19 protein-coding genes, 1 pseudogene and 1 other annotated feature are annotated in these 21,613 nt (G+C 35.6%); of the genes and pseudogenes, 9 read left to right on the top strand and 11 right to left on the bottom strand.

Features of this window, described 5'->3' with window-relative positions:
- Positions 1-195 precede the first annotated feature (195 nt).
- From CER22_RS16295 to lsrF, 4 genes are read left to right on the top strand one after another with little or no spacing between them, the layout of a single operon-like run.
- The gene (locus CER22_RS16295) at positions 196-1,128 is read left to right on the top strand and encodes a sugar-binding transcriptional regulator (protein WP_087984656.1); all 933 of its coding nucleotides are present in this window, start codon (positions 196-198) and stop codon (positions 1,126-1,128) included.
- Positions 1,128-2,690 carry an autoinducer-2 kinase gene (gene lsrK, locus CER22_RS16300; protein WP_142293493.1) on the top strand — a complete coding sequence of 521 codons (1,563 nt, stop codon included), beginning with the start codon at positions 1,128-1,130 and terminating at the stop codon, positions 2,688-2,690. Before CER22_RS16295 ends, lsrK begins: the two co-directional genes overlap by 1 nt.
- A 26-nt stretch (positions 2,691-2,716) precedes the next feature.
- Entirely contained in the window at positions 2,717-3,079 is a 363-nt protein-coding gene (locus tag CER22_RS16305) for a cupin domain-containing protein (RefSeq protein ID WP_088609161.1), read from the top strand.
- A 6-nt stretch (positions 3,080-3,085) separates the two neighbouring features.
- On the top strand, positions 3,086-3,868 hold the full coding sequence (gene lsrF / locus CER22_RS16310; RefSeq protein WP_088063794.1) for a 3-hydroxy-5-phosphonooxypentane-2,4-dione thiolase: 783 nt from the start codon (positions 3,086-3,088) through the stop codon (positions 3,866-3,868).
- Between the two features lie 138 nt (positions 3,869-4,006).
- Here the strand turns inward: lsrF and CER22_RS16315 are convergent, their stop codons facing one another.
- Complete coding sequence (locus CER22_RS16315) at positions 4,007-4,510, bottom strand: GNAT family N-acetyltransferase (RefSeq protein ID WP_088063795.1); 504 nt, start codon at positions 4,508-4,510, stop codon at positions 4,007-4,009.
- Positions 4,511-4,754: 244 nt separating this feature from the next.
- On the opposite strand from CER22_RS16315, the gene CER22_RS16320 reads away from it, so the two are divergent.
- On the top strand, positions 4,755-5,357 hold the full coding sequence (locus CER22_RS16320; RefSeq protein ID WP_141542741.1) for a chorismate mutase: 603 nt from the start codon (positions 4,755-4,757) through the stop codon (positions 5,355-5,357).
- Between the two features lie 143 nt (positions 5,358-5,500).
- Here CER22_RS16320 and CER22_RS16325 read toward each other — a convergent pair whose 3' ends face one another.
- The 5 genes from CER22_RS16325 to CER22_RS16345 all read right to left on the bottom strand — a co-directional run bounded on the left by CER22_RS16325 (position 5,501) and on the right by CER22_RS16345 (position 9,690).
- The gene (locus CER22_RS16325; protein ID WP_046959774.1) at positions 5,501-5,893 is read right to left on the bottom strand and encodes a VOC family protein; all 393 of its coding nucleotides are present in this window, start codon (positions 5,891-5,893) and stop codon (positions 5,501-5,503) included.
- Between the two features lie 204 nt (positions 5,894-6,097).
- Entirely contained in the window at positions 6,098-6,802 is a 705-nt protein-coding gene (locus tag CER22_RS16330) for a nucleotidyltransferase domain-containing protein (protein ID WP_088609163.1), read from the bottom strand.
- Between the two features lie 148 nt (positions 6,803-6,950).
- Positions 6,951-7,277: a heme-degrading monooxygenase HmoA gene (gene hmoA, locus CER22_RS16335; RefSeq protein WP_088609164.1), complete on the bottom strand. Its 327-nt coding sequence runs from the start codon at positions 7,275-7,277 to the stop codon at positions 6,951-6,953.
- A gap of 97 nt (positions 7,278-7,374) precedes the next feature.
- Positions 7,375-8,589, bottom strand: coding sequence for an MFS transporter (locus tag CER22_RS16340; RefSeq protein WP_142293494.1), 1,215 nt, complete (start codon positions 8,587-8,589; stop codon positions 7,375-7,377).
- A gap of 57 nt (positions 8,590-8,646) precedes the next feature.
- Positions 8,647-9,690 (bottom strand): ArsR/SmtB family transcription factor, encoded by a 1,044-nt coding sequence (locus CER22_RS16345; protein ID WP_088609166.1) that lies wholly within the window; start codon positions 9,688-9,690, stop codon positions 8,647-8,649.
- Positions 9,691-9,853: 163 nt separating this feature from the next.
- Here CER22_RS16345 and CER22_RS16350 point away from each other — a divergent pair, with 163 nt between their 5' ends.
- Positions 9,854-11,047, top strand: coding sequence for a nucleoside transporter C-terminal domain-containing protein (locus CER22_RS16350; RefSeq protein WP_088609167.1), 1,194 nt, complete (start codon positions 9,854-9,856; stop codon positions 11,045-11,047).
- Positions 11,048-11,096: 49 nt separating this feature from the next.
- Here CER22_RS16350 and CER22_RS16355 read toward each other — a convergent pair whose 3' ends face one another.
- Positions 11,097-12,344, bottom strand: a complete 1,248-nt coding sequence (locus CER22_RS16355; RefSeq protein WP_088609168.1) for a glutamate-5-semialdehyde dehydrogenase — start codon at positions 12,342-12,344, stop codon at positions 11,097-11,099.
- A gap of 31 nt (positions 12,345-12,375) precedes the next feature.
- On the bottom strand, positions 12,376-13,479 hold the full coding sequence (gene proB, locus CER22_RS16360) for a glutamate 5-kinase (protein ID WP_088063803.1): 1,104 nt from the start codon (positions 13,477-13,479) through the stop codon (positions 12,376-12,378).
- 144 nt (positions 13,480-13,623) lie between these two features.
- Positions 13,624-13,834 (bottom strand) — a binding site (T-box leader).
- 339 nt (positions 13,835-14,173) lie between these two features.
- On the opposite strand from proB, the gene proC reads away from it, so the two are divergent.
- On the top strand, positions 14,174-14,992 hold the full coding sequence (proC, locus tag CER22_RS16365; protein ID WP_088609169.1) for a pyrroline-5-carboxylate reductase: 819 nt from the start codon (positions 14,174-14,176) through the stop codon (positions 14,990-14,992).
- A 191-nt stretch (positions 14,993-15,183) separates the two neighbouring features.
- Here the strand turns inward: proC and CER22_RS16370 are convergent, their stop codons facing one another.
- Together CER22_RS16370 and CER22_RS16375 are read right to left on the bottom strand one after the other, a co-directional pair.
- A complete protein-coding gene (locus CER22_RS16370; protein WP_088609170.1) occupies positions 15,184-16,824 on the bottom strand; it encodes a M20/M25/M40 family metallo-hydrolase in 1,641 nt (546 codons plus the stop codon).
- A gap of 76 nt (positions 16,825-16,900) precedes the next feature.
- A complete protein-coding gene (locus tag CER22_RS16375; protein ID WP_000250770.1) occupies positions 16,901-17,650 on the bottom strand; it encodes an IclR family transcriptional regulator in 750 nt (249 codons plus the stop codon).
- Between the two features lie 270 nt (positions 17,651-17,920).
- Here CER22_RS16375 and CER22_RS16385 point away from each other — a divergent pair, with 270 nt between their 5' ends.
- Together CER22_RS16385 and CER22_RS16390 are read left to right on the top strand one after the other, a co-directional pair.
- Positions 17,921-19,345 (top strand): amino acid permease, encoded by a 1,425-nt coding sequence (locus CER22_RS16385; RefSeq protein ID WP_088063805.1) that lies wholly within the window; start codon positions 17,921-17,923, stop codon positions 19,343-19,345.
- Between the two features lie 297 nt (positions 19,346-19,642).
- The gene (locus tag CER22_RS16390) at positions 19,643-19,990 is read left to right on the top strand and encodes a VOC family protein (protein ID WP_048560674.1); all 348 of its coding nucleotides are present in this window, start codon (positions 19,643-19,645) and stop codon (positions 19,988-19,990) included.
- 196 nt (positions 19,991-20,186) lie between these two features.
- Here the strand turns inward: CER22_RS16390 and CER22_RS16395 are convergent.
- A pseudogene (locus CER22_RS16395) lies at positions 20,187-21,375 on the bottom strand (RtcB family protein).
- Positions 21,376-21,613: the final 238 nt, after the last annotated feature.

Raw genomic sequence — 21,613 nt, forward strand, 5'->3', positions numbered from 1 at the left:
GATGTCACCTGCCTTCATCCAGAACATTTTTTGAGAAAATGATTATTTGTTCTACTTGTTTTGTAGCATTGTATATTTCTTTTTTCATATCTAGAACACTTTTTTCATCAGACAATTAATCGTTTCAACTGGAATAAACAAAATACATGGCACATATGTTTAAGCAGTGGTCAATTGTTGAAAGGGATGACGCGTATGACACAGCTGAACTTTGAAGAGAATTTATTAACTAAAGTAGCTTGGTACTATTATAAAGACCAATTAACACAACAGGAAATTGCTTCACTTCTTCACATTTCAAGAAATAAAGTTGTCCGATTATTAGATAAGGCGCGCAGTGAAGGTATCGTTACATTTCACGTAAAAGGGACTGGTTTACACTGTTTAAGTATTGAGCGTGACCTAATGAAAAAATTCCATTTAAAAGATGCTTTCATTATCCCTACTCCAATAAACAATTATCACGCTTCTCTCGGAAAAGCTGCTGCACAGTATTTAGAAACTCAGCTCCAACAAGGCGATTTACTCGGCATTGGCTGGGGTGAAACGATTAGCAAAATGCTAGAAAACATTCATTTTGAAACTTCTATTAATCTTTCAATTGTAACGCTAACAGGCGGAGTAAATCACTATCTCCCGAGAAAACAAAACTATTTTCACTACATGCAAGGCGATTTTCACATTATCCCTACGCCGTTTCTAGCATCTACAACCGAAATGGCACAAAGTATTCTATCAGAACCGAGTGTAAAAGATATGCTTCATGTCGCTTCACTTGCTCATACAGCAGTTGTTGGCATTGGCGGGCTATCCCAAGACGCAACTATTGTAAAAGAAGAAAAATTAACACTACGTGAGATGACATATATTCGTAGTCAAAACGGTGCTGGCGATATTTTAGGGCAGTTTTATAATACGAATGGTGATTTATTAAAGCTCCCACATCATAATCGACTAATTGGTACGCCGCTCTCGATTCTGCGCAAAATGAAACATGTCGTTGGTGTTGCTGGAGGTATAGAAAAGATAGATGCAATTTATGGTGCCTTAAAAGGAAAGTTCATTCATACATTAATTACCGATGAGGAAACGGCCCTCTCCTTATTACGAAAGGATGGTGATTGTTAATGTCTCATTTATTAGCTTTTGATGCTGGTACAGGAAGCATTCGAGCTGTTCTTTTTGATTTACTAGGTAATCAAATTGCGGTCAGTCAAAAAGAATGGGTTCATAAAACGGATCCTTGTTATCCAGGCTCTATGAATTTTGATGTAAAAGAAAACTGGCAACTTGTACAACAATGCACGAAAGAAGTTTTACAAAGAAGTAATGTCTCGCCCTCTTCTATTCAAGCTATTAGCGCTACTAGTATGCGAGAAGGTTTTGTTTTATATGATAAAGATGGGCAAGAAATTTGGGCTTGTGCAAATGTTGATGGGCGCGCATCCGCCGAAGTTAGTGAACTAAAAGAAATTCGGTCACATCTTGAAGAAGAATTATATACAAGATCTGGTCAAACTTTTTCATTAGGTGCTTTACCCCGCCTACTTTGGATTAAAAAACATGAACCAGACGTCTATAATGCTATTCACTCTTTTACGATGTTAAACGATTGGATTTTATATAAATTAAGCGGCGTGCTGCAAATCGATCCATCAAATGGATGTACGTCCGGTATTTTTGACCTGCAAAATAGAGTATGGGATAACGATGTCGCTATCGAGTGCGGTTTAACGTTACCATTTTCAACAACAGTAAATGAAGCGGGTACAGTAATTGGCAACGTCACAAAAGAGTGTGCAGCATTAACTGGATTATGTGAAGGAATTCCTGTCGTCGCCGGGGGCGGAGATGCACAAATGGCCTCACTTGGAACAGGAGTCGTGAAACCTAATCAAACGTTAATATGCGGAGGTAGTTTTTGGCAACAAGAAGTCAATGTTACAGAACCAAAAACAGATCCACATGCTTCCATTCGGGTAAATTGTCACGTCGTACCTAACCTTTGGCAATATGAAACGATTGCCTTTTTCCCAGGCCTTGTTATGCGCTGGTTTCGAGACGCTTTTTGCCATGAGGAAAAGAAACTTGCTGACAAACTCGGTGTAGATGCTTATACATTATTAGAAGAACAAGCGAAAGACGTACCTGTTGGTTCACATGGCATTATCCCTACCTTTTCAAATGTTATGAACTACATTTCTTGGCGTCATGCCGCACCTTCTTTTTTAAATTTAAGTTTAGATGCAGACAAATGCGGAAAAAAAGAACTGTTCCGTGCTATTGAAGAAAATGCTGCCTTCGTTACACTTGGCAACTTAAAATTAATAGAAAATCTAACAGGGACATTCCCTTCTGAAGTCATTTTTGCTGGCGGTGCTGCTAAAGGAAAACTATGGCCACAAATTTTATCGGACGTCCTTGGTATTCCTGTAAAAGTACCTGTTGTGAAAGAAGCAGCTGCTTTAGGAACTGCGATTGCTGCTGGAGTTGGCGCTGGCATATATTCAGCTATGGAAGAAACTGCTGAACAGTTTGTACAGTGGGAGCACATATTTGAACCAGTTACTGAAAATCATGAACTATATAAAGAATTCTATGAAACATGGAAAACTGTGTATAACAGTCAACTCGCTTTAGCTGATAAAGGGCTCACCTCACATATGTGGATTGCGCCTGGTGCTCTGTAACACATTACATAAAGGAGTGAAAAAGTATGTTAAAAGCGAATGAAAATGACTTCTCCTATCGCTTCGGTGATAATGGGCCGAAATATTTAATACAAGGTCCGAATATTGATCTTGGCCTTGTTGTCATTCAGCCTGGGCAAGAGTTTCAAAATCACTACCATACGACGTGCGAGGAAGTCTTTTATGCATTAGAAGGTGAAATTGATTTCTATGTGAATAACGAAAAAGTTCCGATTAAACAAGGCGATGTATTGCAAGTTCGCCCTCATGAATCTCACTATCTTATTAACCATTCTGACAAACCTTTTAAAGCAGTTTTTATTAAGTCACCACATTTACCAAATAAAGATACGGTACAAACGGGAAATCCAACATTAACGAAGGAGTGATTTCTAATGACTTGGGGATTTAAAAATCGATTAAATACAATTTTGCCTGATGGAAGAGCGGTTATGTTAGCGATAGATCACGGCTACTTTTTAGGACCCATTCACGGGCTAGAACAGCCACTTGAAACAGTTAAAAACTTACTTCCTTACACAGATTCCCTCTTTTTAACTCGAGGTGTACTTAGCTCCTGTATTCCTGAAAACTGCAGCACACCGATGGTTATGCGTGTTTCAGGTGGAGCTACTGTCGTCGGTAAAGATTTAGCGAATGAAACAATTGTTACACCAGTAAAAGAAGCAGTAAAACAAAACGCAATTGGCGTCGGTGTTTCTGTTTTCGTCGGATCAGACTATGAAACACAAACTGTTTCAAATCTCGCAAATGTAGTTTCAGAAGCTCACGATTACGGTCTACCAGTACTCGGTATTACCGCTGTTGCGAAAGAATTACAAAAACGTGAAGCACGCTTTCTAGCACTCGCTTCCCGCGTATGTGTTGAAATGGGTGCTGACATTATTAAAACGTATTACTGCGAAGGATTCGAAAAAATCACCAGCACTTGCCCTGCCCCAGTTGTAATCGCTGGTGGTCCAAAACTCGATTCAATTGAAGACGCATTAAACATTACGTACAATGCACTGCAAGAAGGCGCAATCGGCGTAGATATGGGGCGAAACATATGGCAATCTGAACATCCTGCTGCGATGATTCAAGCGATTCATGGCATTGTGAAGAATAGATTGAATGTGAAAGAGGCACTCCAATTATTCGACGATGTAAAAAATTAAAATAAACGACAGACTATTACTCTTAAATATATACAAAATTAATATTTACTATAAAGAAAAACCTCTATGTTAGATTACTAAGTAACCTAGCATAGAGGTTTTCTTTTACATTTTTTTGTTCCGGATTTAGTCAGATTTCTACAGATCGCGTACGTTCCAAACAATCTCACCGCGCTCCCCCCACGTACTGTGATGCCGATGAAACCCTATCTTTTCTAATACCCGGAAAGACGCTGTATTCCAAGCACCTACAGTTGACCAAAGTCTTTGGCGCCCCGTAGCGATCGCGGCCTCAAGCACTGCTGATGCTGCCTCTGTCGCATAACCTTTTCGATGAGCACTTTGGAACAACTCATATGCAATCTCTGGCTCTTCAAGCGTGGAACGACCGATGATTAAACCACAGTATCCGATGAAATCCCCTTCTTCTCGCCTACGTATAGTAAGAAGAGAAATACCATTTTCAGTTGCTTTCTTGCGCATTTCGATAAGAGAGCTACGAACAGATTCAATGGTTGGCATGTCCACACCACGTTCACCAATTAATTGTCTCAGCCAGACTGCATCAGATTCCTCCCACATATTCAGATCGAGTCGTTCCGTTTTTAACTGGAACGCCATATCTTTAAAAACAGCTGTCATAGCGGTAACCTCCTATTGATTTCACTGTACTACTTATAATAGTTTCGTACTTTACCATATGGGAAACCTGCTTGATTCATACATTATTATTATTTTATGCATAAGCAATTCCTCTGCTAAATAGACCTTGTTATCAAACTTCATTTTAAGTCTACAATATTTGATTTATGAATGAGTTTAAATTTACATTTAAAAATGTATCGCACTTTCTTTTTTGTTAAAATAAAGAAAAGGAGGAATGATTATGAAACGAATGGGTTTTGAACGGCCTACTGATTATTACGATGAAAGGTTATATACTATCGATGAAAAAATTTGTGCCCTATTAAAAGAACGAAAAGAACTTTCAGATGGTGATCCAGGTTTTCCACATGATGAAGCCATTTATAAATGGGCAAAGCAATACGGATTCTATCCAGACTATTTAAATTCACTATTCTCTTCCATGATGGACGAAGGTGAATTTAAACCTCGCGTCGAACCAACTACATTCAAAAAACATTTACCTGTTTTTAAATCTTATGAACATGATGGTATCATGTATACCGTAACTTTTATTCGGCAATATGCAAATGCTAGTGTAGTTTATTTATATAGCGATTGGGATTCCACTGATAAAGTTTTTAATGAAAATAAGCCTCATAGTTTCTTCCAATTATCAATAGATGATACATATGACTGCTGGCCTGAAGGTGGTGGCGGTACTGATGGACATTTGAGTCATCATTTCGTTGTATCTCCTGCCCTTCCTGATAATTCGTCTGGAATTAGATTACGATTTAAAGAACTTAATATACCGTTTAGGAAAGATCAAGCTGTGATTGAATTTGAGATTCAGATAGATTAATAAAAAGGCTGTCTCACAAACCCTTTTCCTGACTAAAATTCGTTTATTTTTACTTTTATGTCCCTTAAAATAATTAAGCCCCTTTCCAAACTGGATAAGGGGTATAGTTACATCTTCATGCAATTACTATTGTAAATTTATTATTAAATTTTCTTACCATCTTTATAGTCAAGGCAGGACACTTCAATTAACAATCCATTAAACATTGAAAAATAAAAACCGTAACTACTACCTCTCATTGCATACGGTTCCTTGTCTATTTCAATGCCACCAGCTACTAAACGATTATATGTTTGATCAACTTCACTTGAAGTATCCACTAAAAAACCAATATGAAAAGCTTCAGGGTACATAACTTCCTTATTTCCCTTAAATGCTTTTGGATCGCTTAGCACAAGTATAAATCCACTCTCATCACTCATCACTACTAGTGCCTTCCCCTTTTGCTCCAAAAATTGAAAATCAAAAAATGTTTCAAAGAAATGTCTCGCTTCTGATAAATCATCAACACATAGATTCAAATGATTTAACTTCATTTACTCATCTCCTATTAAACAGAAGTTATATAGACTCATATCCATAACACCTAAATATGTAAAGCAAGATATTCAAGCGTTCCGTCTAAGACTATGCTTTATAGTCTAATACTTTTCTCTATAGCTTAGAACGCTTTTTTAATGCATGCAATTACATGAATCATTCGACATGAAATTTTAATTTACCTATATAAAATGGTCAAATTATTTACTTTTCAAATTGTGTAAAATCCACTCAATCAAGAAAATTGCTGAAGAGGTACGTTCTATTGTATCCCCTACAAATAGTTTATGAAGTAATGCCTCCAAATGAATTGGTTTATTAGGCAACACTTGTATATACCTTAAAACAGATCCCGCTGGCGGTGTAGGCTTGTTATTAATAGCCCATATCCCTTCTAACAATGTCCAAGTTGACGTATGAACAATGTATGAAGCTTTTAACTCATCATTTGCTTTTAAAGCAGACTGAATTTTAATGAGCGAACTATGCAACCAATGAGAAATGCCTTTCACTTTGTCACTAGAAACACGATAGTTTTCAAATTCATATGTAGCTATTTCCTTTAACTTTTTCAACTCGCCGCTTTTATCAAATAAAATTTTCCCTTCTAAAAATGAGTATAATTCCATCGGATTGTTTTTGAAGTTTTCTAGTATTTGATTAACGTCTGCATACTTATATTCAACTAAAATTTCTTCTCTCGTTTCAGAATGAAATTTCTTATTTTGTCCGTCTTCTAAAAGAACATAGAAGTCTAAATCCGAATCAGGATATGCATCACCTCTTGCGACAGATCCGATAAGCATACATCCAGTTATCTTATTTATAGATAAGATTTCAGCTACTATGGTTTGCACTAATTTTTTATGTTGTTCATGTTTAACAGATATTTGTGCTTCTAACATTTGTAACCTCCAAACATTTTTTTCACTTCATTTACCTCCATTTATAACGAAACAATAAAACATATATCACATCCATATTTTACTATAAGTCAAAAAAAGAGGATATTTGTTTATTAATAAACAAATATCCTCTACCTTTAATTATATTTTACGACTGCTGATAAGCCGCTTTCGATGATTTTACATAATAAACTGCGTGATCCACTTTAATGATATGATCTGGTTTTGGTTTACCACGACTCGCTCTATGTCCTGCTAGATGTTCTTCACTTGTTTCCCAGTTTTTCCATGCTTCTTCAGATTCCCAGCGAATCATAACGACAACTTCTTCGTCGCCGCGTCTTACTTTTTTCACAAGAACGCTTAAGTCGATGAAGCCTTCAAATTTTTCAATAATACCTTCTCCAGTGAAACGTTCTACAACTATATTTGATGTACCTTCTTTTACTGTAAATGTTTTCGTTTCGATAAACATATAATCCCACTCCCTCTTTGTAATACGAATACTAGTATTCTTCTATTATAGTTGATTATGATAATTATTTTCAATTAAAAAGTTATAATTATTTGAATTATGCTGATTTCTCTTCTATCGCCTCATCTAAAAATTTGAAATACGGAAGTAATATTCCTATTAAAGAAGTGGTACATATAATCGCACCGATGATAAAGTATAGTGCTCTCACTCCCCACATTTCACTCAGTATGCCTCCTAATAACACACCTAACGGCATAGCGGATCGTATGAAAAATAACCGCACTGAAAATACTTGCCCTATCATATTGTTTGGTACTGTTTGTTGGCTTATTGTCGTGTTATGAACATTGAAAAAGGCAATGCAAATGCCTGCAACAACTTCAATGAACACTGCAATTACTATACTATGATTGAATGCTAGAGAAATATATGTGAGTCCTCCTATAAACAATCCACCAAGCATAAGTATACGCCGGCTTTTATATGTTACTTTTCCGACTAGTATAGATCCAACTACATAGCCAAATGGGAATCCGGCCATAAAATAACCAAATTCCGCATACTCGGCTGACAGCTCGTCTTTTATATAAGGAAGATTTGTAACTAGCGTAACCCCAACTCCAAATTGCACGAAAGTAAGAAAAATACCGAGCCAAACGATAACTGGTTTTGTAAAAAAATATGTAAAACCGTGAAGAAACTGTTCTAACCACGTTTTCCGAATAGATTGTTTTGTTCTCTTTTCTTTTATATTAAGTAGTAATGCGCCACTAACAAATAGACAAATACATACGAAAGATAATGTAAGTTCTGTTCCAATCAAATGAATGATTACTCCGGCTAATACGGGCGCAAGAAACATCATAAGACGAGCCATTCCATCAATATACGCATTTGCGTCTTGAAGCTGTTCTTTACTTACAATACTCGGTGTAATTGCTTGACTTGCAGGTGTATACAGCGGCGTAATAAGCCCGATTATTATTTGTACGACATACACATGCCATACTTCTATACTGTTAGTAAGTAACATGACTAACGGCAGTAAGAAAACCGAAGCCCGCATCCATTGCGAAAAAATCATAATCCACTTCCGGCTCCATTTATCAATAAATGGGCCACTTATTAGTTGTAGTATAAGAGATGGGATAAAGTATAGTAGCCACATACTACTTAATGCTGTTTTTGATCCTGTTAATTCGTAAACAAGAATCGAATTACATAACGTTCCGAAAGCCCCGCCTAACTCTGAAATTGCACTGCCAATCCACATATAAAAGAACGAACGGTTTTTCAATACATTTTTCAATTTCACACACCAACTTTTCTACTAGATTCCTCCCTCTATGTGCATTCTAGTTGCATATTATCTATTTAAAAACGCATCTAATTCTTTCGCTAACGACTGTACTGCTTTCTTTCTCAATACATATTTCCCGTCATGTATATCTACTAACTTCGCTGCACGTAACAATTTCAAATGATGGTGTACAGTCGATTTACCGAGTTGCAGTCTTTCTGTAATTTCCTGCAAAGTCCGTTCTTGTTCGAACAACATTTTTACAATGCGTAACCTCGCTTCATCCCCAAGTGCCTTATGTTTTTGAACTAAAAAATAATTCGGTTCATATAGATCTTCAGGATGGATGCTTTCGTTTGCGACTGGGTAATGAAATACTTTCGTATCTTCAATATCCGCCTCAATGTTCCACGGTCTGTACGTCATTTGCGGGATAAGAAGTACATAATGAACACTTGGTTCTGGCATATAGTTCACACCGCCAGTCGCCCACTCGACAAACTCTTCTGGTTTCATCTTTTTATTCATTTCATTTTTCGCTTCATAATCTCTTTGTAATATAGAAAGTATTTGCTCCTCCTCTTTCTGAATAACACTCTCATACCACCCTGTCATAACGGCTACTAAATGGTCCTTTAGTTTTTGCACATCGATATTACATATAAAACGAAGATACGTAGAGAAAAACTGATGATCTTGTGTCAGCTCCTCTAGTTCATATATTGCAGTTACGTCTCCACTTGCTGCTAAATATCTTTTCTTTTCATACTTCTCGCCTAAAAACGGTAAGCATATATATTTCAAATCTACTTCTGAAAGCGAATCGATTTTAGCATAAAACTGTGCTAAGTCCTGAAAATCCTCTTTATACAACAACTGAAGTAACGCTTTCCACGTATTATGTTCTTCTACAAACTGTAAGTGCTCTCTCATTTCTTCTGTTAATGTTTCCTTAATTTCTTCCCATTCATTTTGACTCTTTTCAAGGGTATCGATTAACCTTTTATGAGTGATTGCCGCAATGCCAAGTGCGCATTCGAAAAGTATCGAATACTTCACTTGAACATGGTAAGTTTCCCTCTTTCTACTCGTTATGTGATAGACCTCCATTTTATCCCCTCCCTGTTTACTATATATTAAATTCTATTTTTATCGAATTATACCTTCTATATTTTTAGAATTAATGAAATTTAAGTTGAAATACATTCATTCTAAATTAAGAAGAATAGGAGCTTTTTTATATACAAATAATAACTTTCAAGGAGTTGTTGACATGTATTTTATATTAAATATGTTAGGGATTTTCATTGTAATCTTAATCGTTTTCCTCTGTTCGCCTAATAAAAAACATATAAAATGGAGACCAATCGTTATTCTAATCATATTAGAGCTCTTTATTACGTGGTTTATGTTAGGTACGAAGCTCGGTAGTATTATCATTAATAAAATTGCGTCATTTTTCAGTTGGCTACTGTCATGCGCGAATGAAGGTATTCGGTTTGCCTTTCCTTCCGCTATGGAAAATCAAACAATTGATTTCTTCTTTAGCGCATTACTTCCTATCATTTTCGTTATCACCTTCTTTGATATTCTTTCGTACTTCGGAATCTTAACTTGGATTATTGATAAAGTAGGTGCAGTTATTTCAAAGATTTCTCGTTTACCAAAGTTAGAAAGCTTCTTTTCGATTCAAATGATGTTTTTAGGAAACACCGAAGCACTTGCGGTTGTTCGTGATCAGTTATCTGTTTTAAAAGATAATCGTTTATTAACTTTTGGAATTATGAGTATGAGTAGCGTTAGCGGCTCCATTCTTGGCGCTTATTTATCTATGGTTCCAGCAACATATATTTTCAGCGCAATCCCTTTAAACTGTATTAACGCATTAATTTTAGCCAATGTTTTAAATCCTGTAGAAATTACGAAAGAAGAAGATGTCATATATACACCTTCAAAAGATGAAAAAAAAGATTTCTTTTCTACTATTTCAAACAGTATGTTAGTCGGGATGAATATGGTTATCGTTATTTTAGCTATGGTAATTGGTTATGTGGCATTAACTGCATGTTTAAATGGAATTTTAGGCTTTTTCGTCACAGGTTTAACAATTCAAAAAATCTTCTCCATTATCTTTAGCCCCTTTGCTTTTTTACTCGGTTTATCGGGCAGTGATGCGATGTATGTAGCTGAATTAATGGGGATCAAAATAACGACGAATGAATTTGTTGCAATGATGGATTTAAAATCGAACCTAAAGTCTTTACAACCACATACAGTTGCAGTTGCAACTACATTTCTAGCTTCTTTTGCTAACTTTAGTACAGTAGGTATGATTTACGGAACTTACAATTCATTATTTGGCGGAGAAAAATCAGCCATAATCGGTAAAAATGTGTGGAAGCTTCTCGTTAGCGGGATGGCAGTTTCCTTATTAAGCGCTATGCTTGTTGGACTATTTGTATGGTAAATATTCTTTAAAATAAAAGACACCCAATCGAATTGAGTGTCTTTTATTATTATTTTCGAATCTGACCATTTCCACGAATCACATATTTTGTAGAAGTTAATGCAGGAAGTCCCATCGGTCCCCTTACGTGTAGTTTTTGTGTACTGATGCCAATTTCTGCGCCGAATCCGAATTCAGATCCATCAGTAAAACGAGTGGATGCATTATGATACAGTGCAGCCGCATCAACAGATGTGAAGAACTTATTGACGTTTTCCTCGTTTTCTGAAATAATCGCTTCGGAATGCATAGAACCATACGTATTTATGTGATGAATCGCTTCTTCTATAGAAGAAACTACTTTCACTGCCAGTGTGAGAGATAAAAATTCTGTTTCCCAGTCTTCTTCTGAAGCAAGTACAATTGAAGAATCAATAGCCAATGCTCTCTGATCACCGCGTAGCTCCACACCTTTTTCCTTCAAAGTTGAAAACAGCTCGCTACCAAATTGATGCGCCCACTTCTCATGAAGTACAATCGTTTCAATGGCATTACATACAGATGGACGCTGCGTTTTTGCATTTATAATAATATCAATTGCCATTTGCTTATCCGCTGTTTCATCAATGAAAATATGACAATTTCCCGCACCTGTTTCAAGTACTGGAACAGAAGCTTCTCTCACTACCGTATCAATTAATTGTTTGCCACCTCTTGGAATAAGAACGTCTAGGTAATCATTCATTGTAAACAACTGCTTTGCGCTATCCCGTGTTGTGTCTTCTATAAGCTGTACACTTTCTTCTGGCAAGCTTGTTTGTTTAAGCGCTCGGTGAATAACTTCAACAATAGCTTTGTTAGAATTAATAGCAGAAGAACTACCACGTAATATAACTGCGTTTCCTGTTTTCAAGCAAATCGTAGCAGCATCTACTGTTACATTTGGCCTTGCCTCATAAATCATCCCAACAACACCAAGTGGTACACGCATCTCCTGAATAGATAGTCCATTTGGTCGCTCCCATTCACTTACACGTTCTCCAACTGGATCACGTAATTCGATTAACTGCTTAATCCCCTCTGCCATATCAACAATTCGTTGTTCAGTTAGCATAAGTCGATCAATGAGAGAATCGGAAAATCCTTTCGCCTTACCTTCTTCAATATCCCGTTTGTTTTCCTTTAAAATATAGGCTGTTTCTACTATTAGCCTTTCAGCAAGTGCAGCAAGTGCTTCGTTTTTTTGACTTGTAGATTTTAGTACAAGTTCTCTAGCAATTTCTTTCGCTTTTTTTCCCTTTGCCAACACTTCATTCATCTTCATTTCCTCCTTTTTAACATCACTATTCTTAAAGTGACACCCAATAATCTCTATGAATGACTTCATAATTATGCCTTTCGCCTCTTGCTTGAATATGTTGACTTTGCATACCTTTTATCTCTCTTAATTCCTCTGCGCTATATGTGCATTGTCCTTTTCCAATTACGCGCCCTTGTTGCGTCATTACTTCTACGACATCGCCAACTTGGAAAAATCCTGAAACATTTGTAACGCCAGCAGGAAGAAGACTCTTACCATGCTGAATGATAGCAGTAGCTGCTCCAGCGTCTACTTCAATTTGTCCGCTAACAAGCGAATGCAACGCGATCCATTGCTTGTTCATCTTCATCTCTTTTTGAGGGGCATTTCCGACATACGTACCATCACCTTTGCCCTTCAAAACATCTACAAACTTCTCTTGTCCACGTCCTGTTCCGATAAATACACTCACGCCAAGAGAAAGTGCTGTCTTCGCAGCATCAATTTTTGATTTCATACCGCCAGTCCCAAGTTTGGACCCAGCATCTCCTGCAAGAGAAGCAATCTCTTCCGTAACTTCAGGAAGGAAATAATATTTTTTCGCATCCGCATTTTTCTGTGGATTTTTGTCATATAAACCGTTCACATCCGTAAAAATCATAAGCATATCTGCCGAAACAAGTCCGCTTACTAAAGCTGACAGCATATCATTATCACCGAACGTTAGCTCCTCTAATGAGATGGAATCATTTTCATTAATGATTGGTAGAGCAGAACGGTTTAGTAACTCTCCTAAAGTAGCGTAAGCATTACTATATTGTTCTTTTCTAGAAAAATCACTTCTCGTCAGCAATAGTTGCGCTGTAACGATGCCATATTTACGAAATTCCTCCGTGTACGCCTGCATTAACAAACTTTGTCCAACAGCCGCAGCAGCCTGTTTTCCTTTAATTGTCACAGGTCTGGTAGGATATCCTAGAGCCGAAAAACCTGCAGCGACAGCCCCAGATGTAATTAACAAAACTTCATGCCCTTCCTCTTTCAATCGAGCCAATGCGGCAACGTGATCTGAAAGTTGTTCTTTAGAAATGCCTCCGTGACTATCTGCCAAGGAACTACTCCCAATCTTTACAACAATTCGTTGTTTTTTCATTTTTTTATCCCCCAAGTCTAAAATCAAAGTTTTTTATAAATTACACTTCTATTCATATAGCTTGCAGCGATTCTATTCTTTTCAATGCTGCGCCTAGCCTATTTAAGAGCAAAATAAAAATGACCGCTTCGCCCTTAATAAAATAAAAAGGACGAAACGGTCATTGTTCCGCGGTACCACCTTAATTGATATACATAGATATCCACTTGGCGCCTATAACGCAGGCGAACGCCTAAACTTTCATTTAAGACTCAGGGATAGGTTCGATATATTCTATACGAGGAATCTTTCAGCCGGTGAATTCCACTCTCTTTCGCAAGAAGACATATGTACTATTTCCCTTCAACGATTTTCGGTTTAATTTTTTATATTATGCGATATAATTTGATTTGGTGTCAAGAAGTATTTTTAAAAATAAATAGAGCGGTAAGTTACTTGTATGAAATTATTACAGTACTGAATGAAAATACAAATCGATATAAGTTTAACTCATATTCATCAACATAAAACCTAAAATTAAAGTGTATATATTTACATAATGTCGAATATAATTGATTTTTATCTTTTGGTGTTGCAAAAAGGAATATATTCTCTTAGAATGTTTCTTTATATTACATAAAGATGTTATTGTTATTTTAAGATAGCAATTTCAAAATGATATAATTTATTATAAAAGGAGCAAGATTGAGTTATTATGGATAAACAAATTGGATTTATCGGTTGCGGAAATATGGGAATGGCTATGATTGGTGGGATGCTACACAAAAATATAGTGTCTGCAAATAATATTATTTGTTCGGATTTAAACACTACGAATTTAAAAAATGCTAGTGAAAAATATGGGCTAACTACAACTACTGACAACAATGAAGTAGCTAAAAATGCTGATATTTTAATTTTATCAATTAAACCAGACCTATACACATCAATCATTAACGAAATAAAAGAAGTAATCAAAAACGATGTTATCATCGTAACGATCGCTGCCGGGAAAAGCATTAAAAGTACTGAAGAAGCTTTTGCTAAAAAATTAAAGGTTATAAGAGTAATGCCTAACACCCCTGCTCTTGTTGGAGAAGGAATGTCTGCATTATGCCCTAATGAAATGGTGACAGAAAAAGATTTAGAAGATGTGCTAAACATTTTCAATAGCTTTGGTCAAACAGAGATCGTAAGCGAAAAATTAATGAACGTTGTAACATCTGTAAGCGGTTCTTCACCAGCATACGTATATATGATTATAGAAGCGATGGCAGACGCCGCTGTACTTGATGGTATGCCACGCAATCAAGCATATAAATTCGCTGCTCAAGCTGTGTTAGGCTCTGCAAAAATGGTACTAGAAACAGGCATACATCCAGGTGAATTGAAAGATATGGTTTGTTCTCCTGGCGGAACAACGATAGAAGCTGTAGCAACATTAGAGGAAAAAGGATTACGAACTGCAATTATTTCAGCAATGCAGCGCTGTACACAAAAGTCTGTTGAACTATCTGGGCAAACGAAAAAGTAAAACTATAAAAGAGATCACGTTAGCTTTGAATTTAGTTAGAAAACGGTGGATTACATACTCTCTCGCTTGCACTAAATGATAAACGGACAAACTCATAGATACTTGAGTTTGTCCGTTTTTTTGATTATACTACAATAATTTCATTTGTATCTTCTTTTGAAATTTCAGTTTTATCCCTTCCTTATTCTCTACTATGATTGTGTAATTTTATTAGAAACTAATAATTTTTCAATGCATTTCGGTAACATATCTAATAGCGTTTCAAATGCGTAATTTACATCTAAACGTTCTGTCCATTGATGTGCATCTTTTCCTACCGGCCCCATATTTAATACCGGAACGTCAAACTCTTCTAGATCCTTAAGTGGAATCGAATAACCTTTATCCCATAATGGCATATTGTCTACAAGTGAACTCATTGAATCTAGTGGATTCTGTAAGCCCACATAGCTCAAATCTGAAATTCCCCCAAAATAGTTTTGGTTTTCAAATGTAATGTTATGATTGTAGTGAGCATACTTTTCCATTTCTGCAACTACATCTTTAATTAACGGATTGTTGCGTGAACTTACAGCTGGATAATATGGTGGAGCAAAGAAAAGTACAATCATCGGCGCCTTTTCTTTACATAAAATAGATAGTTTATCTACTAAATCAATTGTTACCGCACGATCATCTTTATCTTCTCTATTTTTTATTATATTAGATTGAATATCATCTATTTTCTCTTGCCCATGTTGTTCAATTGCATAAGCGATAAGCTCTTCATACGTTAATACATTTACTTTCATATTAGGCGGTATAAACGGATTATATTTAGAAAAACGATATGCTTGCTTCTCGTATGATTCTTCTATTTTCTCTGCTACTTTCGTTACTTTTTGACGTAACATTGAAACAACGTCTGTCATCGTTTTTTCCAGTAAAAACAAATTGAATAATGTGACTGCACGATGCGGAATTTGTACAGAATAATCCTCCTTTAAATCACGTTGAAGTAAGTTAGTTGGGGGAGGACTCGCTTCTCCTTCTACAACATCACAAAGGTCCGTATTCAATTCTAATTCAGCCGTTAATAAAGCAGCCATATAACTCCCATTTAAGCCTGCAAATGGTTCACCCACATGTGTTTCTTTACCATAGCAAAGAAATCCAGGTAACACTTTACCAATAGAACCAGTATAAATATACTTATTTTGGTCACCAGGATGTCGTGAAAACATAGGCTCTGAATTTAATACCGTTTTATAATCCAAGTTATGTTCTCTTGCTAACTCTAGTAGTCTTGGAACAGCAGCCCTCATCCCTACAGAGTTTACTTCTTCATCTGGAACAGCTAATAAAAGAACATTCCCGTCAAATCTTCCTTCACAGGCTTGCTCAATCATTGCCATTTGTAATGTGAGGCCGCATTTCATATCCATTGTTCCTCTGCCAAACAGCCAATCTCCTTGTTCTATATCTTCACGTACATGGTCTGGTAATTCATCTTTATGAGAATAAAACATAGATGTTAACTTTTTAGGATTAAATGCATCTTCTTTCCAAACTCCGTAATCTTGCACATCTACAACATCAAAGTGACTAACTAGAATTACGGTATTTTTTGTACTATCGCTTTTCTTTACTAGGGCTGTAACAAAATATCGTCCGTCCCCCGTCGGATTTTTTTGCAAATGATGTGGGTTTTCTTTGAAGTACTGTAAATCAGATAATTGTTCCACAACAAAGTCTGGCAATATCACTTCAGCTTCTGTACCTGTAATACTAGGAATTTCAACAAGACTGCTTAATAATTGAATCAATTGTTCTTTTGATTGCCACTTTGACATATAAATCCCCCTATTTTTTCCGCATTATGAAAATGAATTCCAGTATATGAATAAAAAATGACGACAGTTATCAAAATTATAGCTCTGATGTACTGCCGATTTTTATTGATATTTCATGAGCTGCTTGTTTTACCTTACTAATCAGAAAAGATAGTCGATCATCATTAATGCGGTGACTAATTAACCCAACACTTAATGCTCCTACTACTTTATGATTAAATCCGATAATAGGTGCAGCTACTGAAGCTGTCCCTTCTGTTTTTTCACCATAACTTACCGCATATCCTTCAGTTTTTATTTGCTTTATTTGATCTAAAAGAATGTGCTTTTGTTCTGGTAATGAAGAAAGTAAATGTTCTACAATATGTTCCATTTCATTCGTTTTCATATTGGCAAGCATCGTTTTATTTGCAGCACCAATTGAAAGTGGAATTTGTTCCCCTAAGTTATCAATAACTCGAATTTTTAAAGGGCTATCCATTCTTTCAATGATAATAGAATGTGTTCCATTTGGAATGTTCAAATAAACACTCTCTTCCACTTCAGAGGCTAACCGCTTCATCACTTCTCTTGCAACTGATCTGTAGTCTACCTTCTCCAATTGACGTAATCCTATTTCCATCCACATTGGCCCAATTTTGTACTGTTTCGTTTCTGAAATTTGCGTAACTAACCCATGCTCGATTAAAGAGTTAAGTAATCTATGTACTGTACTAACTGGGAGATGTGTTCTGTCCGCTATATCAGAAATTGCCCAATACTCTTTTTCATTAGTAGAATTTAACAACTTTATAATACTTATCGCTCTATCAATGGACTGCACCATAATAACTCACCTCAGCTTGACTTGTAATATGCTAGTTCGCTCAATTACCTATCAATTTAACAAAAATTTAAAATGAAATCAATCTATTTATTCAATTTTCTAAAAATAAAAATATACCACTGATAACAATTTGTAAGCGCGAACAAAAAAATATTGACTTTTCTTTTTAATTATCTGAAAATTATAACAAGATTTCACATCACGGAATACATTCCACAATACGGAAAAACATCAAACTTCATTCTATCAACTACGAAAGTGAGGAAAACAATGACGCAAGTAAGTAATACAAACAATGAATTAAAACGTACGATGAAAAGTAGACACTTATTCATGATTGCACTCGGTGGTGTGATTGGAACGGGATTATTTAACGGATCTGGTTTTATTATAAGTCAAGCTGGACCTGGTGGATCCGTACTTGCCTTTATGGCTGGTGGATTATTAATGTATTTCGTTATGCTTTGTCTTGGTGAACTTGCTGTAGCCATGCCTGTTTCAGGTTCTTTTCAGGAATATGCAACTAAGTTCATCAATCCTGCAACTGGCTTTACAATCGGATGGTTGTATTGGTTAAGCTGGGCGAATACGACCGGTCTTGAATTTACAACTGCCGGCATTACAATGCAGCGCTGGTTTCCTGATATTCCTGTTTGGGTTTGGTGTTTAATATTTGGCGTTACTATCTTCACTATTAACGCATTATCTGCTCGTAGTTATGCAGAAACAGAATTTTGGTTTTCAAGTATAAAAGTATCTGCCATTATAGCTTTTATTATCCTTGGCGGTGCCGCTATGTTCGGTTTTATTGACTTAAAAGGCGACGAACCAGCCCCGTTATTATCAAATTTCGTAAATCATGGCGGTTTATTCCCAAATGGACTTGCAGCTATTCTATTAACAATGGTTACAGTCAATTATTCCTTCCAAGGTACAGAACTTGTCGGAATCGCAGCAGGTGAAAGTGAAGATCCAGCAAAAACTTTACCTCGTTCTATTAGAAATATTATATGGCGCACGATGTTTTTCTTCGTCTTAGCAATCTTTGTTCTTGTTGCTTTAATTCCTTGGGAAGAAGCAGGATTAACAAAGAGCCCATTCGTTGCTGTATTTGATAATATCGGTATTCCATATGCAGCTGATATTATGAATTTTGTTATTCTTACTGCTGTTCTTTCTGTCGCAAACTCTGGACTGTACGCCGCAACTCGCATGCTTTGGTCATTATCAAAAAATGAAATGGCTCCGGCCTTTTTAAAAAAATTATCTTCACGAGGAATACCTTTAAACGCTTTAATTTTGACAATTTCTATTTCTGCTTTTTCTCTTTTAACAAGCGTTGTAGCTGCTGAAACAGTTTACTTATGGTTAATTTCCATTTCTGGCGTCATTACAATCATTGTTTGGATGTCAATTTGTGTCTCTCAATTCTTTTTCCGTAAACATTATTTAGCAGACGGTGGAAAATTAGAAGACTTAAAATTTAAAACTCCACTTTATCCACTTGTACCAATTCTTGGTTTTGGATTGTATGGCATTATATTAATCAGTCTTATTTTTATCCCAGAACAACGACTTGGAATCTATTGCACTGTACCGTTTATCGTTTTTTGCTATACCTACTATCACTTTAAAGTTAAGAAAAGAATTGCTACTAACACTCATAGTGAAAGTAAAATTAGCGAGACTATGTAATACTATACTTATATATAAAAGACCGCACATGGCTTTCATTTCATATGCGGTCTTTTATCATTGGCATTTGTTCTATTCCCTTTTCATTCATTACCTCATACGATTCAGTGTTACTATATACCTTTACTTGGATTGCAAGTTCTTTGAAAAGTGATACCAATTTCCATAATGCGGTAAATACTACAATACTAATAATTGGATTTTTTCACTTTTAATACGTTATTGATTTTCTTTACTGTTTTGATATATTGAATATATATTGCTTAAAAATTTAAAAAAAGACAGGAGTTATCTACAATGATAAAAGGTTTCGGGGGAATATTTTGGAGAACTAAAAATCTTGATGTTATAAAAAAATGGTACAGTGAGGTGTTGAAAATTGAAATAGAAGATTGGAATGGGACTGTGATTAAACCCCAATTAGGAAATGAGACTATTTTTTCTTTCTTTACCGAAAATGATAATTATTTTCCAATAGAACAGCAAGTGATGTTAAATTTTGAAGTACATAATTTAAATGAGACTATTCAGCATCTTGAACATATTGGTGTACCTCTTGAAAAGAAAGAAGAAATTAGTGAGTTCGGAAAGTTTATTTGGATTAAAGATCCTGAAGGTCGTCTAATTGAGCTTTGGGAGAAATAGACGGTTATAATCCTTTGCTATTAAGCTAACGGTTGCTTTCATTCAACAAAATAAATAAAAAAGTCGATTCCTTAACTCCACAGGAAATCGACTTCTTCTATCCCATCGCAATAAAATGGAACTACTTCCCTTGATTAGATTGTTTTCGAACAAAAGATACGAAAAATAGTTTTTTCTGGCTGCTTATTTATCCCTTCTAATTCGCTTTAAAATTATATAATGGCTTAATAATGTGCTTTATATCTATTGTTTCTTTTGTATTTTCTATAATTTCATCCATTGGCTTGTATACCATTGGTGCCTCATCAATTGTGCTCTCTACTACCGATTGTAGTCCAAACCTCTTTCATCGTATTTTGGAAGTCCTCTAGACTCAATAATTCTTTAGCCTTCTTACGACTCATGATACGTCCTGCCCCATGCGGACCAGAAAAGTTCCAGTCTGGATTACCTTTACCAAATGCAATAATTGAACCATCTCTCATGTTAATTGGAATAATTACTCGTTCATCTTTCTGAGCTGAAATAGCACCTTTTCGTAGAATCATATTTTCCATGTCAATATAGTTATGTATTGTAGTAAATTGATCAGTTACTTTCCAATCCATTTTAGTGACAATTTCATCAATCATTGCTTTACGATTGAACTCAGCATACTTTTGGGCAATATTCATGTCATTCATATAATCTTTGAATCCTTCTCCTTCTAAATAAGCTAGTTCTTTACGAATCTGTGGCTTCTTAATTCCACGTAAAGTTTCTTGTATTTCTTTTTCTCTCCCCTCTTTAGTTAATCTCTTAATAATCTCATCCTTCATTGATGTAACATGAATTAGTTGTTCATACGCGAAGTTCTGGTAATACTCTGCTATTTGTTTACCTAAATTACGAGAACCACTATGAATGACAATATATACATTTCCTTTATCATCTTCATTTAATTCAATGAAATGATTTCCTCCTCCAAGAGTACCTATACTTTTTTGAGCTCGTTGTAATGTATATGGGGCCTTCACACCATCAAAATCAATCATTTTTGAGAATCGATGTTCTTTATCTCGGATACGAAAACCACTTGGAACAAATTTACGAATCGTTTCGTCTAAGTAATCGAAATTAATTTCTACTTTTTTCTTATCAATCACAACAACTTCCATACCACAACCAATGTCTACCCCTACAAGATTAGGAACAATTTTATCTTGTATTGTCATTGTTGTCCCAATCGTGCAACCTGCTCCTGCATGTGTATCTGGCATAATACGAATTTGACTATCCTTTACGAATTCTTGGTTACAAAGATCAATAATCTGCCCAGTTGCAGTCTCATCAACGTTATTCGTAAATACTTTTGCTTCATTGTATTTTCCTTGTAATTTCAACATCTTTCATGTCCCCTTCCTTTTGAAAGAATTATTTTATTACGTTGTATGTGTTCTTATAATTACTATCATCCACCTTCTGCTTTCCAATATATATGTACTATATCTTTCACTATAAAAAAAATTATAATGATTCATTTTGTTTACATAATATAATTACTGTCTCTTTATATTTATACCTACACATAAGTATTCCTCCTCCTAAATATCGATCATATAATAATTAAATAAAAACTCCCCT

Origin of the sequence: Bacillus sp. K2I17, assembly GCF_002209985.1 — a bacterium.
In the GTDB taxonomy this organism is placed as follows: domain Bacteria; phylum Bacillota; class Bacilli; order Bacillales; family Bacillaceae_G; genus Bacillus_A; species Bacillus_A wiedmannii.

Bases quoted from the DNA above. Each gene is read 5' to 3' on its own strand.
- CER22_RS16320 (WP_141542741.1), top strand. From the start codon at position 4,755: ATGAAACGAATGGGTTTTGAACGGCCTACTGATTATTACGATGAAAGG.
- hmoA (WP_088609164.1), bottom strand. From the start codon at position 7,277: ATGTTTATCGAAACGAAAACATTTACAGTAAAAGAAGGTACATCAAAT.
- CER22_RS16355 (WP_088609168.1), bottom strand. From the start codon at position 12,344: ATGAATGAAGTGTTGGCAAAGGGAAAAAAAGCGAAAGAAATTGCTAGA.
- CER22_RS16385 (WP_088063805.1), top strand. From the start codon at position 17,921: ATGACGCAAGTAAGTAATACAAACAATGAATTAAAACGTACGATGAAA.
- CER22_RS16370 (WP_088609170.1), bottom strand. From the start codon at position 16,824: ATGTCAAAGTGGCAATCAAAAGAACAATTGATTCAATTATTAAGCAGT.
- CER22_RS16330 (WP_088609163.1), bottom strand. From the start codon at position 6,802: ATGTTAGAAGCACAAATATCTGTTAAACATGAACAACATAAAAAATTA.
- proC (WP_088609169.1), top strand. From the start codon at position 14,174: ATGGATAAACAAATTGGATTTATCGGTTGCGGAAATATGGGAATGGCT.
- CER22_RS16375 (WP_000250770.1), bottom strand. From the start codon at position 17,650: ATGGTGCAGTCCATTGATAGAGCGATAAGTATTATAAAGTTGTTAAAT.
- CER22_RS16305 (WP_088609161.1), top strand. From the start codon at position 2,717: ATGTTAAAAGCGAATGAAAATGACTTCTCCTATCGCTTCGGTGATAAT.
- proB (WP_088063803.1), bottom strand. From the start codon at position 13,479: ATGAAAAAACAACGAATTGTTGTAAAGATTGGGAGTAGTTCCTTGGCA.
- CER22_RS16350 (WP_088609167.1), top strand. From the start codon at position 9,854: ATGTATTTTATATTAAATATGTTAGGGATTTTCATTGTAATCTTAATC.
- CER22_RS16325 (WP_046959774.1), bottom strand. From the start codon at position 5,893: ATGAAGTTAAATCATTTGAATCTATGTGTTGATGATTTATCAGAAGCG.
- CER22_RS16295 (WP_087984656.1), top strand. From the start codon at position 196: ATGACACAGCTGAACTTTGAAGAGAATTTATTAACTAAAGTAGCTTGG.
- lsrF (WP_088063794.1), top strand. From the start codon at position 3,086: ATGACTTGGGGATTTAAAAATCGATTAAATACAATTTTGCCTGATGGA.
- lsrK (WP_142293493.1), top strand. From the start codon at position 1,128: ATGTCTCATTTATTAGCTTTTGATGCTGGTACAGGAAGCATTCGAGCT.
- CER22_RS16345 (WP_088609166.1), bottom strand. From the start codon at position 9,690: ATGGAGGTCTATCACATAACGAGTAGAAAGAGGGAAACTTACCATGTT.
- CER22_RS16315 (WP_088063795.1), bottom strand. From the start codon at position 4,510: ATGACAGCTGTTTTTAAAGATATGGCGTTCCAGTTAAAAACGGAACGA.
- CER22_RS16390 (WP_048560674.1), top strand. From the start codon at position 19,643: ATGATAAAAGGTTTCGGGGGAATATTTTGGAGAACTAAAAATCTTGAT.